Below are 16,956 nucleotides of genomic sequence, written 5' to 3'. Positions count from 1 at the left end.
CCCGCCGCCTCCCCGCCACGGGCGCCCGGTCGTACGTCCTCTCCTGCCGCGTACGTCCGCATGCCGCGCCCCTCGCGGTCGGGGCTCGTGTCAACGTCGTACGTCTCACCCTCACCGATCCCAGGACCGCCGATGAGCCGACCCCGTCTTCGCCTCCGCGCCCCCGCCACGGGCCGCACCCGGGCGCCCCTCGCCCTCGCGCTGCCCGCGCTCCTGGCGATCGCGTTCCTGCTCATGCCGCTGATCGGGATTCTCGCCCGCACCGAGTGGGGTGAGCTGGGCGCTCATCTGTCCGCGCCCGGGGTCACCCAGGCGCTGAAGCTGTCGATGCTCGTGTCCTTCTGGGCGCTCGGGCTCTCCCTGCTGCTCGGGGTGCCGCTGGCCTGGCTGCTCGCCCGCGTGGACTTCCCCGGGAAGGCCTTCGTACGGTCCCTGGTGCTGCTGCCGATGGTGCTGCCGCCGACCGTCGGCGGCGTCGCGCTCCTGCTCGGTTTCGGGCGGCGCGGGCTGCTCGGGCCCTGGCTGGAGAGCGCCTTCGGCATCGTCCTGCCCTTCCACACCTCGGGCGCGGTCGTCGCCGCGACGTTCGTGTCGATGCCGTTCCTCGTCATCAGCCTGGAAGGCGCCCTCGGCGGACTGCGGCCCGGCTTCGAGGAGACGGCGGCGTCGCTCGGCGCCTCCCCCCTACGGGTCTTCGGCACCGTCACGCTGCCGATGGTCGCCCCCGGACTCGTCGCGGGCGCCGCGCTGACCTGGGCGCGGGCGCTGGGGGAGTTCGGCGCGACCATCACCTTCGCGGGCAATCTCCCCGGCACCACCCAGACCCTGCCGCTCCAGGTCTACCTGCTGCTCCAGGAGTCCCCGCAGGCCGCGACCTCCCTCTCCCTGCTGCTGCTCGCCATCGCCATGACCGTGCTGGTGGGGTTGCGGGGGCGGTGGTCGGCCGGGGCGGGCACTCGGGTGCGGGCGCCGGGGTCGGGCAGGGGCGGGGCCCCGGAGGTCTCGGAGGCGGCAGGGGCCGTGGAGGCTGCGGGGGTCCCGGAGACCCCTGAGGTCGCGGTGGGGGAAGCGCCCGGCACGGTGCCCGCCCCGCAGGAGGACCCGGAGAAGAACGCGCAGGAGAAATGGGCCCTGCATGCCACCGTCACCGGCTCCGACGAACTGACCCTCGACGCCGAACCCGGCACCACCATCGCCGTCGTCGGACCCAACGGCGCGGGCAAGACGACCCTCCTGCGCGCCCTCCTCGGCCTGACCCCGCGCGCCCACGCCCGGCTGCGGCTCGGGGAGCACGACGTCACCGCCCTGCCGCCGCACCGGCGCAAGGTGGCCTGGGTGCCCCAGGACGGCGCGCTCTTCCCGCATCTGAGCGCCCTCGGCAACACCGCGTACGGGCTGCGCGCCCAGGGCGTACGGCGGGCGGCGGCCCGGGGCGAGGCGCGGGCCTGGCTCGACCGGCTCGGCGTCGGTCACCTCGCGCACCGCAGACCCGGCCAGCTGTCCGGCGGCCAGGCCCAGCGGGTCGCCCTCGCGCGGGCGCTCGCGGCCCGGCCCCGGCTGCTGCTCTTGGACGAGCCTCTCGCCGCCCTCGACCAGACCACCCGCGCGCACGTCCGCCACCTGTTGCGGCGCCACCTCGACGGGTTCGGCGGCGTGTGCCTCGTCGTCACGCACGACCCCGTGGAGGCCGTGTCGCTGGCCGACCGCATCCTCGTACTCGATGACGGCCGTACGTTGCAGGACGCGCCGCCCGCCGAGGTCGCCCGGCATCCGCGTTCGCCGTGGGTGGCGCGGATGCTCGGCCGCAACGCCTGGCCGGGCACGGGGGCGGCGGACGGCACGCTCGTCCTGGCGGGGCGCGGGCGTCTGGTCGTCGCCGATCCGCCGGCGGAGGGCGCGCGGGCCCTGGCGGTCATCGCCCCGGAGGCGGTGTCCGTGCACCGTGAGCGGCCCGGGGGGAGCCCGCGGAACGTGTGGCGGGGGACGGTGCGCGAGGTCACCGCCGCCGGGAGCAGGCTGCGCGTCCTCGTCGTCTCGGACGAGGCGCCCGACCTGGTCGCGGAGATCACTCCGCAGGCGGCGGCGGAACTGGGCCTGGCGGACGGGGCGCGGGTGTGGACGAGCGTGAAGGCCACGGAGGTGTCGGTGGTGGCGCTGTGAACGGGGGCGCGGGACGGCGGTCACAGGGCCTGGAGCGGTGACTGCCAGGTCACCGTCGTGCCCGCCTCCGCGCCCACGCCGTCCGTGGCCCCGTCGTCGTACACCGTCAGGCGTACGCCTTCGCGGCCGTCGGGCAGCGTCGCCCGCGCGTCGACGGCCACGTCGACCCGGGTGACGCCGGTGCGGCGCGAGGCGGCGGCCAGTGCGCGGCGCAGGGCGGCCAGGAGATGGCCCGCCGCCGGGTCCGTGATCCGGGTGTCGACGGCGCCCCCGAAGTGCACCGACGGCTGGATGCCGAGGACCGCCGCGGCGCCCGCCGTCTCGCGCAGGACCTTGCCGCGGAAGGTCGTCGGGGCGTCGGCGGGCGGCTGCTGGAGGGCGAAGATGGCCGTGCGGACCTCCTGGATGGTGGACTCCAGCTCGTCCACGGCGTGGCCGAGCGTGGACTCCACCTGCGGGGAGTGCGCCTTGCGGCGGGTCGACTCCAGCATCATGCCGGTCGCGAAGAGCCGTTGGACGACGAGGTCGTGCAGGTCGCGGGCGATGCGGTCGCGGTCCTCGAACACCGCGAGGCGCTGCCGGCTCTGCTGGGCGTCGGCGAGGACCAGCGCCAGTGCCGCCTGCGAGGCGAACTGGGTGGCGAGCAGCCGCTCGGCCGCGGTGTAGGCGGGGGCGCCGCGCCTGCGGGGCAGGGCGAGCGTTCCGATGAGCCGCCCGCCGGCCTGGAGCGGCAGCATCATGCTGGGCCCGAAACGGGCGCGTACGTGCGTCGTCATCCGGGGGTCGGTCGCGGAGTCCTCGATGAACACCGGTTCGCCGCCGAGCAGTTGGGTCAGGACGGCGCTGCCGGGCTCGATGGTGGTGCCGATGAGGTCGTCGCCGGTGGCGGTGGCGGTGGCGGTGGCGGTGCCGGTGCCGTTGCTGTCCCTGTTGCCGTCGGCCGCTGGGTCTGGAGTGGGGGTGGCGTCGGGTGGCGTGGGTGAGGTGAGGTCGGCGGGCGGGGTTCTGGCGCCGGTGACGGGCAGGGGGGTTGCGGTCTCGTCGGGGCCCGGGTCGGGGTCGGCGTTCTGCGCGGGTACCCCCGACGGGGATTCCCGGTGAGGGGGCGTCAGGGCCGTGGCGGACCCGGGGGACTTTGGGGGGTGCCCCTCCGTGGGGGTGGGGCGGCCCGGGGGCGGGCCGTCCGTGGAGGCGGCGACGATGCGCATGCCGCCCGACTCCGTCGGCTGGAGGATCACGCCCGCCGCCGCGCCCGCGAGGATCCTCGCCCGGTCCGCGACCGTCATCAGCGCGTCCGCCGCCGCCTCGCCCGTGAGCAGCGCCGTGGTGACGGCCGCGGCGCCCTCGATCCAGCGCTCGCGCTGGCGGGCCGCCTCGAACAGGCGGGCGTTGCCGATCGCGATGCCCGCCTGGCTCGCCAACACCCTCAGCAGCTGCCGGTCCTCCTCGGTGAACGGGCCCTCCGCCTTGCCCGCGAGCAGGAGGTCGCCGAACGCCTCGTCGTGGACGTGGATGGGGACGCGTACGACGTCATCAACGCTGTCACCGTCACCGTCACCGTCACCATCGCTGTCGCTGTCGCTGTCGTTGGTCCTGTGGCCCTTGGCCTCGCCCTTGTTCTCGTACGTGCCTTCGTCTTCGCCTGAGACGAACAGCTCGGCCGGGCCCTCCTGGGAGGGGGCGGTCATGCCGAGCGAGCCGTACGCCGCGCCCGTCAGCCGTCTCGCGCTGTCCACGATGTGCTGGAGCGTGGCGCGCAGGTCGAGGTCCGCGCCGACGCCGAGGACCGCGTCGAGCAGCGGCATCGAGGGCAGCGGCGCGTCCGCTCCGTCGGGCATCTCTCTCCCGGACAGTGGGTCAGCCGGACAGCGGGTCCAGGACCAGCGGCTGGATCTTGCCCTCCAGCATCGCACCGAGGCCGAGCACGGCGCACACGTCGGGCCGTTCCGCGATCTGTACGGGCATTCCGGTCGCGTCCCGCAGCATCTGGTCGAGGCCCGGCAGCCGCGCGCTGCCGCCGACCATCATGATCCCGCGGTCCGCGAGGTCGGCCACCAGGTCCGGCGGGCAGTCGCGCAGCACCTTGCCGATCCCGTCGAGCACGGCGGTGAGCGGGGTGTGGATCGCGTCGCGGACGGCGGCGGTGTCGACGTGGACCGAGCGGGCCAGACCCGTCGCGACGTCCCTGCCGTGGATCTCGGTGGACTCCGGGCCGTGCGGGGTGAGGCCGTTGCCGCTCAGGGCGAGCTGGAGGGGGCGTACGGACTGCGAGGGGAGCATCAGTTCGTGCTGGTGGCGCAGGTGCTGGACGATGGCGTGGTCGATGGCCTCGCCGCCCACGGGAATGCGTTCGGCCGTCACGATCGAGCCCATGGACAGGACCGCCACCTGGGTCGTGGCGGCGCCGCAGACCAGGATCATCGTCGCCTCGGGGCGCTCCACGGGGAGTCCGCAGCCGACGGCCGCCGCGATGAGGGTGTCGACCAGTTCGACCCGGCGGGCGCCGAGGCCGACCATCGTCTCCACCGCCGCGCGCTGGGCCAGCGGGTCGGCGTCGTGCGGGGTGCAGGCCGCGGCGCGCAGCCTCGGCTTGCGGCGCAGGGTGCGGCGCAGCTTCTCGCCGAGCAGGTGCCGCAGCATGCGCTGGGCCATCTCGATGTCGACGACGGTGCCGCCGGAGACCGGGCGGACCACGCGGATGTAGCCCGGCGTGCGTCCTGTCATCTGCTCGGCGAAGTGGCCGACCGCGATGAGTGCGCCCGTACGGGTGTTCACCGCGGCGGCGCTTGGCTCGTCCACGACGAGGCCTGCGCCCTTCACGAATACGCGGGTGCGTGCGGCGCCCAGATCGACGGCGATGTGGCAGCGGCGCAGCTGCTCCAGACTGACGGTCATGGCGGGGCCTCCCGAGAGCGCGGACCGTACGGACCGGCGGTCGGCGGTCCTGATTCGCATCGTGCGGGGGGTTCGGGGGGTGTGCCTGTTGGGGTGGGCCGGGTGGGGCGGGGCTGGACGGGTGTTTCTTTTGGCGGGGGTGTCTGGGGGGTCCCGTGCGGGTGGTGGGGGTTGGTCGCGCAGTTCCTCGCGCCCCTGGGGTGGTGCCTCGTGGGGCTCTTGTGCGGGTGGTGGGGGCTGGTCGCGCAGTTCCTCGCGCCCCTGAGGGGGTTTCGGGGGCCTGAACGGGGAGGGGGCCGTCGGTTTTGTGGGGTTCGTGGTTCTGGGGGCTTAGGGGTGGCGGGTTTCCGCCAGGGTGGGTGGCTGCCTTGTGGGGGGTGGGCGCTGGCACTCTCTCAGTCTCGGGTCGCGGTCCCGCCCGGGGGCGGGGGAGAGAGGCGGCGGTCGATGGCCAGAGGTCCCGGACGGTCAAGAGTGGGGGGCGTGGGCGTTGTCAGCGTTGTCGGGCTCGTGGCCGCCCTGGTTCCCGGCGGGCAGGGCGTCACCGTCACCGTCGCCGGCGGCGCCGTCGGCGACGACCCCGTAGCCGCAGCCCCAGCCGCAGCCCACCGCGCCCCAGACGCAGCCCACCGCGCCCCAGCCGTAGCCACAGCCATAGCCGCCCCCCACCGCGCCCCAGCCCAAGCCGCCGCCCACCGCACCCCCCGTTCCGCCCACCGCACCCCCCATCCCGTCCACACCGTCACCCTCGTCACCGGCGACAAGGTCACCGTCACCCGGCTGCCCGGTGGGCGGCGGACCGTCGGGGTTGAGCGGCTCGCCGGGGCGGGGGGTGCCGTGCGGAGCCGGATCGCGGGCGGTCACATCACCGTCGTACCGGACGAGGCGCGACCGTATCTGCGCTCCGGGGTGCTGGACGAGCGGCTGTTCGACGTGACGGAGTTGATCCGGCAGGGGGCCGCCGGGCGCGGCCGTACATCGGCGTCGGCGGCGCCGCTCATCGTGACGTACCGGAAGACCGTGTGGGGCGCCGGCGTCCGCCTGCCTCGCGGGGTGGAGAAGGTGCGGTCCCTGCCGAGCGTGACGGGCGTCGCCGTGCGCGTCGAGGAGGCCGGCGCCCTGTGGCGGGCCGTGCGCGACAAGGCGTCCGGCGTCGACAAGGTGTGGCTCGACGGCCGGGTCCGCGCGGACATGGCCCGGAGCAACGAGCAGATCGGCACGCCCGTGGCATGGGCGGCCGGGCTCACCGGCAAGGGTGTGCGCGTCGCCGTCCTCGACACGGGCGTGGACGAGGGACATCCCGACATGGAGGGCCGGGTCGCCGTGAGCAAGAGCTTCGTCCCCGGCGAGGAGGTCGCCGACCGCAGCGGGCACGGCACGCACGTGGCCTCCACCCTCGGCGGCAGCGGCGCCGCGTCGGAGGGGAAGGAGAAGGGCGTCGCGCCCGGCGTCTCGCTGGCCGTCGGCAAGGTGCTCGACGACGAGGGCTACGGGAGCGAGTCGCAGATCATCGCGGGCATGGAGTGGGCCGCCGAGGACGTCGGCGCCGAGGTGGTGTCCATGAGCCTCGGTTCGCTGGAGCCGAGCGACGGCACGGACCCGATGGCCACCGCCCTGAACACACTCTCCGAACGGACCGGCGCCCTCTTCGTCGTCGCGGCGGGCAACGCCGGCGCGCCCTCCTCCATCGGCTCGCCCGGCGCCGCCGACTCCGCGCTGACCGTCGGCGCGGTCGACTCCGACGATCGCGCCGCCCCTTTCACCGGCCAGGGCCCCCGCTTCGGCGACCACGCCCTCAAGCCCGACCTGTCGGCGCCCGGCGTCGACATCCTCGCGGCCCGCTCCCGGCTCACCGGCGGGGAGGGCCCGTACACGGAGATGAGCGGTACGTCGATGGCGACACCGCACGTCGCGGGCGTGGCCGCCCTGCTCGCCGAGCGGCACCCCGACTGGACGGGCGCCCGGCTCAAGGACGCCCTGATGTCCACCTCCGAACGCCTCGACGCGTCGGTGTACGAGGTGGGCGCGGGGCGGGTCGCCGTGCCCGGTGCGATCGGCGCGCGGGTCACCGCGAGCGGCAGCGTCGACCTCGGCTTCCACGCCTGGCCGTACGACACCGGTGAACCGGTGACGAGGACGCTCACCTATCGCAACTCCAGCGATACGCCGGTGGATTTGGGCTTGACGGTACGAGGTGCCGCCGACGGGGTCGTCGGGCTCGGCGACACCACCCTGACCGTTCCGCCGCACGGCACCGCCTCCACCACCGTCACCGGCGACGGCACGAGGGCGCCCGTCGGGAACACCAGCGGCGTCGTGGTGGCGAGCGCCGCCGGGCGGGAGGTCGCGCACACCGCGTTCGGCCTGGTCAAGGAGGAGGAGCGGTACACCCTCACCGTCCACGTCAAGGACCGGGGCGGTGAGCCTGCCCCCGCCGACGTCCTGGTGCAGCGGCTCGCCGAGGGGGCCGAACCCATTCCGGCGGCCGTGGGCGCGTCCGGGACCTTGCGGCTGCGCCTGAAGCCGGGGACGTACGCCCTGACCTCGTTCCTCGACGTGCGCGGCGCCGGGGGAGCGGACTCGCTGGGGCTCGGCTTCCTCGCCGACCCGCAGATCCGTCTCGACCGGGACCGCCATGTCACGCTCGACGGAGGGCGGTTGCGGGAGATCCGGGCCGAGGTCGGCCGGCGCACCGAGACCCGGCAGCTGCTGATGGAGTACGACAGGAAGGCCGGCGGGGCCGCGCTCCAGGGCGCCGTCCAGGTCCCCGTGAAGTACGACAGCGTCTTCGCCGCCCCCACCGAAGAGGTCACCGAGGGCACCTTCGAATTCCGCACGGTCTGGCGGCTCGGCGCACCGCTGCTGCGGGTCAAGGGCCTGAGCGAGGCCGTCGCGCAACCCGGCGGGACCCTCGCCGAGGGGCGGCACAGGTGGGCGTTGGTGGACGCGGGCGACGGCACCCCGGACGCGTACGCGGGCAAGGACGTGCGGGGCAAGGCCGTCGTCGTGCGCCGCTCGGGCGAGGTCACGCCGGCCCGGCTGGGGCAGGCCGCGCAGGACGCGGGAGTCGCGGCGCTGTTCGTGACCGATCGTCAACCCGGGCGCCTCAAAGTTTGGTTCGGTACGGACGACAACGTCGACCGGCCCTTGCAGATCGCCGCCGTCGACGCCGCCGACGGTGACCGGCTCATCGCGGCGGCGCGGGCGGGCGCGAAGGTCGAGAGCACCGGGACCGCCGCGACGCCCTTCCTCTACGACCTCTCCGCGGGACATGAGAAGGCCGTTCCGGAGGATCTCCGCTATCGGCCGGGGAAGAGTGAACTGGCAGTCCTGGACGCGAAGTTCCACGCGGTGCGGTCGGCGAAAGGCGGCGAGTTCCGTTACTCGCTCACCGACACCTTCCCGATCGGCATCGGCTTCCAGGAGAAGATCGACTTGCCGGCGACGCGCACGGAGTACGTCTCGACGGGCGCGGGGCAGCTGTGGCACGAGGCCGTCTCCGTGGGGCCGGGCGCCCTGGAGGAGCGCGGCGGCCTCGTGACCTATGAGGGGGGCGTACGGACCGGCCTGAACTGGTTCAAGCCGGTGCTGCACCCCTGGCTCGGCACCGGCCTCGGCTGGGGGCAGACGCGCCGCGGCGACAGCCTGGAGTTCAACGTGCCCGGCTGGGGCGACTCCGGGCCCGACCACACCGGCTTCGGCGACGTGTGGAACGAGCCGACGATGACGCAGGTCAGCGAGGTCTTCGTGGACGGCGTCCGCGTCGGTGGGGGCGAGGGGCCCGGCGTGTACGTCGACGGCGCCGACCCCGCCGAGCGCACATACACGGTCGTCACCGACACGAGCCTCGACCCGGCGCGGTGGCGGCTCGCCACAAAGGGCCACACGGAGTGGACCTTCCGCTCGCGGCGGACTCCGGAGGACCGCGGGACCCGCCTGCCGCTGCTCAACCTCGGCTTCGACGTCGACACCTCCCTCGCGGGCGAGGTGCCGGGCGGGCGCACGATCCCGGTGCGGATCTTCGCCGAGTACGTCAAGGGGGCGGCGGACACCGGGACCATCGGCGCCGGCGCGCTGTCCGTGTCGTACGACGAGGGCAAGTCGTGGCGGGGCGTCGCGCTGGACCGGGAGGGCGGGAAGGCCGGGAAGGCCTCCTGGCAGGGGAGGTTGCAGGTGCCGCGCGGCGCCGGCTCCGTGTCCCTGCGGGCGTCGGCGAGCGATGACCGGGGCGGGAGAGTCTCCCAGGAGATCGTGCGGGCGGTGGGGGTGGGACCGCTGGGCGACACTTCGAGGGCGCGGCCTCGCGGGGTTCCGGAGGGGGCGGCACGCGAGCTTCCGCCGGGGCTGCTTCGCGGGGTTCCGGCGGGGCCGGTTCTCAGCCTTCCAGGGCCCGCTTCGTGATGCTGCCCAGGTCAGTGCGGGGCGGCGGGGGTGGGGCCGCCGTGCGACATACCGCCGGGGCGGCCCCGTGAGGTTCCGGCGGGACGACCCCGCGAGGGTCCGGCGGGGCTGCCTCGCGGAATTCCGGCGGGGTGGGTTCTCGGTCCCCCGGGGTTCGCTTCATGAGCTTGCCCAAGTCAGTGCGGGACGGTCTGGGTGGGGCAGCCCCCCGTGAGGGTCCGCCGGGACGACCCCGTGAGGTTCCGACGGGGTGACCCCGCGAGGTTCCGACGGGGCGACCCAGCGAGGTTCCGGCGGGGTCGGCCTCAGCTCCGTAGCGCCCGTTTCATGATCTTGCCCATGTCGTTGCGCGGCAGCGCCTCCAGGTAGCGGACCACCCGCGGTCGCTTGTGCGGGGCGAGTCGGTCGGCGACATGGCCGGCCAGTTCCTCGGCCGACGGCGGGGGCCCCGGGTCGGCGGGGACGATCCACGCCACGATCCGCTCACCCAGGTCGGGGTCCGGCTCCCCGGTGACCGCGGCCTCCCGCACCCCCGCGTGTTCCAGGAGCGCGTTCTCGATCTCGCCCGCGCCGATCTTGTAACCGCCGCTCTTGATGAGGTCCGTGGCCTTGCGGCCGACGATCCGCACATAGCCGTCGGGGTCCCGCACCGCCATGTCGCCGGTGCGGAACCAGCCGCCCGGCGCGAAGGCGGCGGCGGTGGCGTCGGGGCGGTTCAGGTACGCGGTGAACAGGTTCGGGCCGCGCACCTGGATCTCGCCCACCGCCTCGGGATCGCCCCCCGGGATCTCCTCGCCCGCCTCGTCGACCAGGCGCAGGTCGACGCCCGGCAGCGGCACCCCGACCGCGCCCGCGCGCGGCTCGCCGTCCACGCGGACGCTGGTGTTCATGAGGGTCTCCGTCATGCCGTACCGCTCGATGACGCGGCGCCCCGTGGCGGCCGCGATGCGCTCGTGGTCGTGCACCGGCAAGGCGGCCGAGCCCGACACCAGGAGCCGCGCCCCGGCCAGCGCCTTCGCCAACTCTGGCTCCCCGGGCAGGGCTTCGGCGATCCGGTGGTACATCGTCGGCACCCCGAACAACATGGTCGCCCCGGAACCCAGCTCGCGCGCCACGCCCTCGGTGCTGAACCGTCCCAGATGGCGCACCGAGCCGCCGCGCCGCAGCGGACCCAGCGTGCCGAGGATCAGGCCGTGCACGTGGAACAGCGGCAGGCCGTGCACCAGGACGTCGTCGGCGGTCCATCCCCAGGCGTCCGCCAGGGCGTCCAGCGTGGTGGCGATCGCCCGGCGCGGCAGGACGGCGCCCTTGGGCGGGCCGGTGGTGCCCGAGGTGTAGACGACCAGGGCGGCGGCCTCGGGGTCGTCCGGCTCGGCCCACGGGCCCGTGCCCTGTCCGTCCGGGTGGGCGTCCGGGTCGGCGTCCGGGGTTACGTCGACTTCGAGGCGCGGCACCTCGGCCAGCGCCGGGGGCAGTTCCGTGCCGGGGGCGGTCAGGACCAGCGACGGGGCGCTGTCCGCCACGATGTGCGCCAGCTCGCCGCCGCCCGACTTCGGGTTGAGCGGTACGGCGGGCACCCCGGCGAGCAGAGCGGCGACCACGCCCACGGCGGTCTCCAGGGAGGGCGTGGCCCAGACGGCGACGCGGCCCGCCCCGCTCAGGCGTACCGCCAACGTCCCCGCCACGGTGGAGAGTTCGCCGTGGCTGAGCGCGCGGTCGCCGAAGCGCAGCGCTTCCCCGGCCACGGAGGTACGTCCGTGCGGGGCGGCCAGGGTCGGGAAGAGGGGGTCCACGTCTCGTACTCCTCTGGGGGCTGCTCGACCGGTGCGGGCACGTGCAGTCTCACACAGGGCGCCGCCCAGCCCTCTCGGTGGTCGGGCGGAGTCCCTCGCGGTGCGCGGAGCGACGTGCCGATGTGTGCCTGAGGGGATGGCAACACGGCCGCGGCCGCCGGCCTGATCACCGAGGAGAACGCCGTCCAGGAACCGGAGGCCGTCGACCTCGAAGAGCTGGTGCGGACGACCTGCGCATCCGCGAGGAGATGCGCGAGCCCACCCAATGACCCCGTGACGCGCCCGCCCCGGAACGCGCCCGCCCCGGGACACGCCCGCCCCGGAACGCGCCCGCCCCGTGACGCGCCCGCCCCCGGGACACGCCCCGGGGGCACGGGCCGGCCAGGCCGGTAGTGCTCAATATGCCCGTGGTGCTCCATACGCCCGTGGCGCTCAGTACGTCAGGATGACGCCCACGTACGAGATGCCGGCGATGACGGCCCACGCCGCGAGGCCCAGCGCCGCGACCCGGCCGCCCGTGCGGGTCAGCGACGGCAGGTCCACCGCGCTGCCGAGGCCGAACAGGGCCGCCGCCAGCAGGAGTTCCTGCGCCAGTTGCGCGGCGTCCAGAACGCCGCCCGGCAGCAGACCGGTCGTGCGCAGGGCGACCATGGCGAGGAACCCGACGACGAACAGCGGCACGAGCGGCGGCCGCTTGGCGCCCACGGAGACTCCCGCGGCCCCGCCCGCGGCGTCGGACCGCGACCGTGACCGCGCCCGCACCGACAGGGCGACGGCCGCCACCAGCGGCGCGAGCAGCGCGACCCGCATCAGCTTGACCAGGACCGCGTCCCCGAGCGCCCCGGGTCCGGCCGTCTGCGCGGTCGCCACGACCTGCCCCACGTCGTGCACGCTCGCCCCGACCCAGCGCCCGAACTCCGCGTCGGTCAGCCCCAACGGGTGCTGGAGCAGCGGCAGTACGGCGATGGCGAGCGTCCCGCACAGCGTCACCAGGGCCACCGAGGTGGCCGTGTCCCGCTCGTCGCTCCCGGACGCCTCGCTGACCGCGCCGATCGCGGACGCGCCGCAGATCGAGTAGCCGGTGGCGATGAGCAGCGGCTGATCGCCACGCAGGCCCATGCGGCGGCCGAGCCACCAGGTGCCGAGGAAGGTGACGGCGACCACGCCGAGCACCATCACGACCGAGGCCCAGCCGAGCCCGAGCACGTCGTCCAGGCCCAGTTTCAGGCCGAGCAGCACGATGCCGACCCGCATCAGCCGCTTGGCCGCGAACGTCAGACCGGCCTTGCCGGGACCGCGTACGAAGTGCCGTGCCGCGCCCGGCAGATGGGCCGCCGCGATGCCGAGGACCACGGCCGCGGTGAGCATAGGGACGCCGGGCACGAGCCGGTGCGTGCCCCAGGCGACGGCCACGCCGGTCGTGGCGAGCGCCAGCCCGGCAAGCTTCCCGGGTCGGTGCACCGCCGGGGAAGGGGCCTGTCGCGTACGGGATTTGGGGCGTTCGCCGAGGAGCGCCATCACCGGTCGGCCGGAAGCTCGTACACCCGGCGGACGCTGCTGCCCAGGCGGGCTATGTCGGCGCCGTAGACGTGCAGGGAGATCGCGCGGGTGCCGCAGGCGTTCCACACCCGGTGGATGTCGCCGGGGGGCGCGAACCCGCACACCGAGCCCCGCGGGTTGACGACGTCCTCCGTGGCGACGAGGCGGCCGCTCCCGCCGGGCTCGGCGGCGGGCACGAGGCGGTAGCGCCGCTCGTGCTCCTCGCCCTCGTGGACGCCGGTGACGCACCACGACACGTGGTCGTGCACGGAGGTCCGCTGGCCCGGCAGCCAGACCAGGGCCACGATCGAGAAGCTGCCGTCACTCTCGGCGTGCAGGACGTGCTGGCGGTAGCGGTCGGGATCGCCCTCGCACTGCTCGGCGGTGAGCAGGTCGGCGGTGCCGAGGTGGGGGGCCAGCCGCTCGCCGACCAGGTACGCGGTCAGGTCGGGGGGCAGGCCCCGCCCGACGGCCTCGCGGACGTCGGCGACAAGGGCGGCGAGGCGCTCTGTGGTCCGGGCGGCCCGGTACGTGGTCGGAGTGGTCATACCGGCAGCGTCGCGCCGCGCGAACCATCACGTCCAACGACAGTTGTTTGGCGTCCCTGCAACTTCCGCTTATGGAAGCGCCCGCCCCTAGGGGCGTCGCGCTCAGCAGCCGACGCGGTTGGTCGCCACCGTCGTCAGCTCGTCCAGGACGAGGGCGGTCGCCGGGATGCGCAGGTGGTCCTTGAGGACGTACGCGGAGACCTTGCGCCGCGAGGCGGGGTCCAGGGCGCGGCCCGTCACCTTGCGGTGGCACAGGAAGTTCAGGACGAGGCCCGGCATCATCGCGATGCCGAGGCCTTCGGCGACCAGGCTCTGCACGACCAGATTGTCGTCGGTGGTGAAGGCGATGTCCGGCGCGAAGCCCTGCTCGGCGCACTCGTGCAGGAAGTTGGCCCGGCAGCGCGGGCACCCGGCTATCCACCGCTCCTCGGCCAGCTCGGCGAGCTTGACCGAACGCCGGCGCGCCATCGCGTGCCCGGTGGGCAGCAGCACGGTCAGCTGGTCCTCCATCAGCGGGATCTCCGCCAGCTCACCGGGCACCTCCTCGTGCAGGCCGGGGTAGGTGAAGGCGAGGGTGATGTCGCACTCGCCGCGCACCACGCGCCGCAGCGACTCCGGCGGCTCGTCCTCCAGGAGCTCCACGCGCACCCCGGGATGCCCGGCGGCCAGACGGGCCAGGGCCTCGGGGATGAGCGTGGCGTTGGCGCTGGGGAAGGCGCAGACCCGCACGCGCCCGGACCGCAGCCGGGTGATCGCGTTCATCTGCCGCTGGGCGGCGGAGATGTCCTCCAGGATGATCCCCGCGTGCCGCGACAGGGCCTCCCCGGCCTCCGTCAGCCGCATGCGCCGCCCGACGCGGGTGAACAGCGGCGTCCCCACGGACCGCTCCAGCGCCTTCATCTGCTGGGTGATCGCGGGCTGCGTATAGCCGAGGGAACGGGCGGCCGCCGAGTACGAACCGGCCCGGACCACCTCGTGGAACGTCCTGATGTGCCGTGAATCGAACACCGCTGAATCATAAGCGGATTTTGGGAGGGTCGAACATGGGCGGGGGCGTCCCCCGTACGTATCCGGCCCGCTTGCACGGTCGCCCCGCGGGGCCTTTGTACGGCCGGCCCGCGGGGCCTTTGTACGGCCGGCCCGCGGGGCCTTTGTACGGCCGGCCTGCAGGGCCCCCGCACGGCCGGCCTGCAGGCCTCCGCACGGTCGGCCCGCAGGCCCCCGCACGGCCGGCCCGCAGGGCCTCTGTACGGTCGGCCACCAGGGCCCGCGAACCGGCCCGCAGCCGCGCAAGCAGAGGAGCCCCCGCCCGTGCCCAGCCCCCGGATAGCCCTGGTGACCTGCCGCCCGCAGCCGGCCCACGACCACGACCTGCCGCACCTGGCGCGCGCCCTCGGCGAGGCGGGGGCGGACGTCCACGTCGTCGGGTGGGACGACCCCGGCGCCGACTGGGCCGCGTTCGACCTCGCGGTGATCCGCTCCACCTGGGACTACAGCCGGCGCGCGGCGGAGTACGTGGCGTGGGCCGAGCGGTGCGCGCGGCTCACCCGGCTCGCCAACCCCGCGCACGTCGTGCGGTGGAACACCGACAAGCGCTATCTCGGCGACCTGGCCGCGGCGGGCGTCCCCACCGTGCCGACGTACTACTGCGCGCCCGGCGAGCGCGTCGACCTCCCCGTCCGGGCGGGCGAGTTCGTCGTGAAGCCGGCCTCCGGGGCGGGGGCGCGGGACGCCGCCCGCTACCGCGCCGAGGAGCGTGCGGACGCCCTCGCCCACATCGGGCACCTGCACGCGGAGGGGCTCGCCGCCATGGTGCAGCCCTACATGGGGCGCATCGACGTCACCGGCGAGCGCGCCCTGGTCTTCTTCGCCGGCCAGTTCCTGCACGCCGTCCAAAAGGGCGCGGTGCTCACCCCCGGCACGGCCTACGACGCCGAGAAGACGCCGCACCCCGACCTGCGCCCCTGGCAGCCGGCCGACGCCGAACTGGACGTCGCGGAGCGGGCGTTGGCGGCGGTGCCGGGATCGCCCGAGCTGCTCTACGCCCGCGTCGACCTCGTGGACGGACCCGAGGGCGCCCCGGTCCTCATGGAGCTGGAGCTGGTCGAGCCCAACCTCTTCCTCGCCGTGCACCCGCACTCCCCCTCCCTGGCCCTCGTCACGGAGCAGATCATCAAGGCGGCGGCATGACCTCGTGACCCACGCGCTGGAGCAGCCCCCAGGTGAACTCCGCGACGCAGCGGCGCGGTTCGCCGCCCGCGTCCGGCGCGGTGAAGGCCAGCCCCCACCGCGTGGGCGCCGTGCCCTCCATGGGCCGCACGGGAGCGAAGGCGCGGACCGCCTCGTCGACCGTGCACGACCACGGGGCGAGGTCGTCCACGGTCCGCAGCTCGGGCCCCGGCGCCCCGGGGGCGCGCACCAGCCACTCGTTCCACACCGCCCCGCCGGGCGCCCGCAGCACCTCGAAGCGCAGGTCGGGCCAGAGCGGCACCGGCCACCGCAGCGCCTCGCACTCCAGGTCGCCGATCCGGCGGCGGGCGGTGGACTCCGGGGCGCCGAGGACCGAGCGGTAGCGCGCCGCGGCGCCCCGGGAGCGCGGGCCCCGGGACATCGCCTGCCAGCGCCGGTTGGCCTCGCGCATCTCGGCGACGGAGGCGCCCAGCGCACGGCGGGCGTCCTCCACCAGGTCCGGGTTGTGGTCGGCCATGCGGCGCAGCAGGACCAGCTGGAAGTCCAGCGGGGTGAAGGGCGCGGAGGACGGGCTAGCGGGCATGCGCCCCATCGTCGCGCACCGCGCGCGCTCCCGGGCGGCGGCCTTCCGGCAGGAACAGCACGGAGTTGACGTAGCGGGGGCGCCGGGGCGTGAGCACCCGGCGCAGCAGGCCCTGCGAGACGACGTACGAGGTGGCGCGCTGGTGCGCCTCCAGGTCGAAGGAGGCAAGCGGCAGCCAGGTGTCGTCCGGCAGGACCCAGCCCCGGTAGCCGTGCCGTCGCGTGAGGAGGTCCACGATCGGGGCGATCGGCTGGATGCGGCACTCCAGCTCGATGAAGAGGGCGGGCCGGTCGCGGGCGATCAGCTCCTCGGCGCCGCGCAGCACCGGCAGTTCGTTGCCGTCCACGTCGATCTTGACGAAGTCGACGTCCCGCAGGCCGAGGCCGTCCAGGGTCAGGCACGGCACGTCGACGGCGGTGGCGTGGATGTCGCGGCGGACCAGCGACGACACGCCCCGCTCGCCGTGGTCCCCGTGCGGCAGCCAGAGCCGGGCCGTGCCGTTCCGGTCGCCGGCCGCGGCCTGCACGACGCGGACGTTGCCGGGCGTGCTGGAGTCGAGCAGCCGCGCCAGGTGGGGCACCGGCTCGACGGTGACCACCCGGGCGGCGCGCGAGGCCAGGCGGCGCGACCAGGGCCCGTACCAGCCGCCGACGTCCACGGCGGTGCCGCAGCCGGTGGGGCACAGGTCGCCGAGGCGGGCCAGCTCCAGCTCGAAGCGCGGATAGACGAGCCGGGCCAGCGAGGCGATGAGGCGGTCGGGGACGTAGGGCGCGAGGCGCGCGGCGAGCGTCACGGACGGCTCCTCGCCGCGGGGCCGCTCACCGGTACCAGTGAACGGGCCGCCACC

12 protein-coding genes are annotated in these 16,956 nt (G+C 75.0%); 3 read left to right on the top strand and 9 right to left on the bottom strand.

Translation table 11 applies throughout. The features are described from left to right. Positions 1–132: 132 nt before the first annotated feature. Entirely contained in the window at positions 133–2,160 is a 2,028-nt protein-coding gene (locus ACZ516_RS03280) for an ABC transporter permease (RefSeq protein WP_469008231.1), read from the top strand. Between the two features lie 20 nt (positions 2,161–2,180). On the opposite strand, the gene ACZ516_RS03275 is transcribed toward ACZ516_RS03280, so the two are convergent. The 3 genes from ACZ516_RS03275 to ACZ516_RS03265 all read right to left on the bottom strand — a co-directional run bounded on the left by ACZ516_RS03275 (position 2,181) and on the right by ACZ516_RS03265 (position 5,919). Continuing rightward, on the bottom strand, positions 2,181–3,998 hold the full coding sequence (locus tag ACZ516_RS03275; RefSeq protein WP_469008230.1) for a GAF domain-containing protein: 1,818 nt from the start codon (positions 3,996–3,998) through the stop codon (positions 2,181–2,183). A 19-nt stretch (positions 3,999–4,017) separates the two neighbouring features. Continuing rightward, a complete protein-coding gene (locus ACZ516_RS03270; protein ID WP_358590605.1) occupies positions 4,018–5,055 on the bottom strand; it encodes a rod shape-determining protein in 1,038 nt (345 codons plus the stop codon). Positions 5,056–5,523: 468 nt separating this feature from the next. Then, entirely contained in the window at positions 5,524–5,919 is a 396-nt protein-coding gene (locus ACZ516_RS03265) for a hypothetical protein (protein ID WP_469008228.1), read from the bottom strand. Between ACZ516_RS03265 and ACZ516_RS03260 the strand changes: the two genes are divergently transcribed. Next, positions 5,893–9,456: a S8 family serine peptidase gene (locus ACZ516_RS03260; protein ID WP_469008227.1), complete on the top strand. Its 3,564-nt coding sequence runs from the start codon at positions 5,893–5,895 to the stop codon at positions 9,454–9,456. The two genes, ACZ516_RS03265 and ACZ516_RS03260, sit on opposite strands and share 27 nt — an antisense overlap. A 305-nt stretch (positions 9,457–9,761) precedes the next feature. On the opposite strand, the gene ACZ516_RS03255 is transcribed toward ACZ516_RS03260, so the two are convergent. From ACZ516_RS03255 to ACZ516_RS03240, 4 genes are all read right to left on the bottom strand, one after another. Then, positions 9,762–11,249, bottom strand: coding sequence for an acyl-CoA synthetase (locus tag ACZ516_RS03255; RefSeq protein ID WP_469008226.1), 1,488 nt, complete (start codon positions 11,247–11,249; stop codon positions 9,762–9,764). A 432-nt stretch (positions 11,250–11,681) separates the two neighbouring features. Further along, positions 11,682–12,767, bottom strand: a complete 1,086-nt coding sequence (locus ACZ516_RS03250; protein WP_469008224.1) for a YeiH family protein — start codon at positions 12,765–12,767, stop codon at positions 11,682–11,684. Beyond that, positions 12,767–13,336 carry a cysteine dioxygenase family protein gene (locus tag ACZ516_RS03245; protein WP_361080889.1) on the bottom strand — a complete coding sequence of 190 codons (570 nt, stop codon included), beginning with the start codon at positions 13,334–13,336 and terminating at the stop codon, positions 12,767–12,769. Before ACZ516_RS03245 ends, ACZ516_RS03250 begins: the two co-directional genes overlap by 1 nt. Positions 13,337–13,438: 102 nt before the next feature. Then, the gene (locus tag ACZ516_RS03240; RefSeq protein ID WP_361080887.1) at positions 13,439–14,344 is read right to left on the bottom strand and encodes a LysR family transcriptional regulator; all 906 of its coding nucleotides are present in this window, start codon (positions 14,342–14,344) and stop codon (positions 13,439–13,441) included. Positions 14,345–14,647: 303 nt separating this feature from the next. Here ACZ516_RS03240 and ACZ516_RS03235 point away from each other — a divergent pair, with 303 nt between their 5' ends. Further along, positions 14,648–15,526, top strand: a complete 879-nt coding sequence (locus ACZ516_RS03235) for an ATP-grasp domain-containing protein (protein ID WP_469008223.1) — start codon at positions 14,648–14,650, stop codon at positions 15,524–15,526. On the opposite strand, the gene ACZ516_RS03230 is transcribed toward ACZ516_RS03235, so the two are convergent. Continuing rightward, positions 15,510–16,118: a hypothetical protein gene (locus ACZ516_RS03230; RefSeq protein WP_469008221.1), complete on the bottom strand. Its 609-nt coding sequence runs from the start codon at positions 16,116–16,118 to the stop codon at positions 15,510–15,512. The genes ACZ516_RS03235 and ACZ516_RS03230 overlap by 17 nt on opposite strands. Then, the gene (locus ACZ516_RS03225; protein WP_361080882.1) at positions 16,099–16,902 is read right to left on the bottom strand and encodes an FkbM family methyltransferase; all 804 of its coding nucleotides are present in this window, start codon (positions 16,900–16,902) and stop codon (positions 16,099–16,101) included. The genes ACZ516_RS03230 and ACZ516_RS03225 overlap by 20 nt, the downstream gene beginning before the upstream one ends. Positions 16,903–16,956: the final 54 nt, after the last annotated feature.

Source organism: Streptomyces sp. NPDC034037, assembly GCF_055575715.1.
This window is presented reverse-complemented; position numbering and strand designations above follow the sequence as displayed.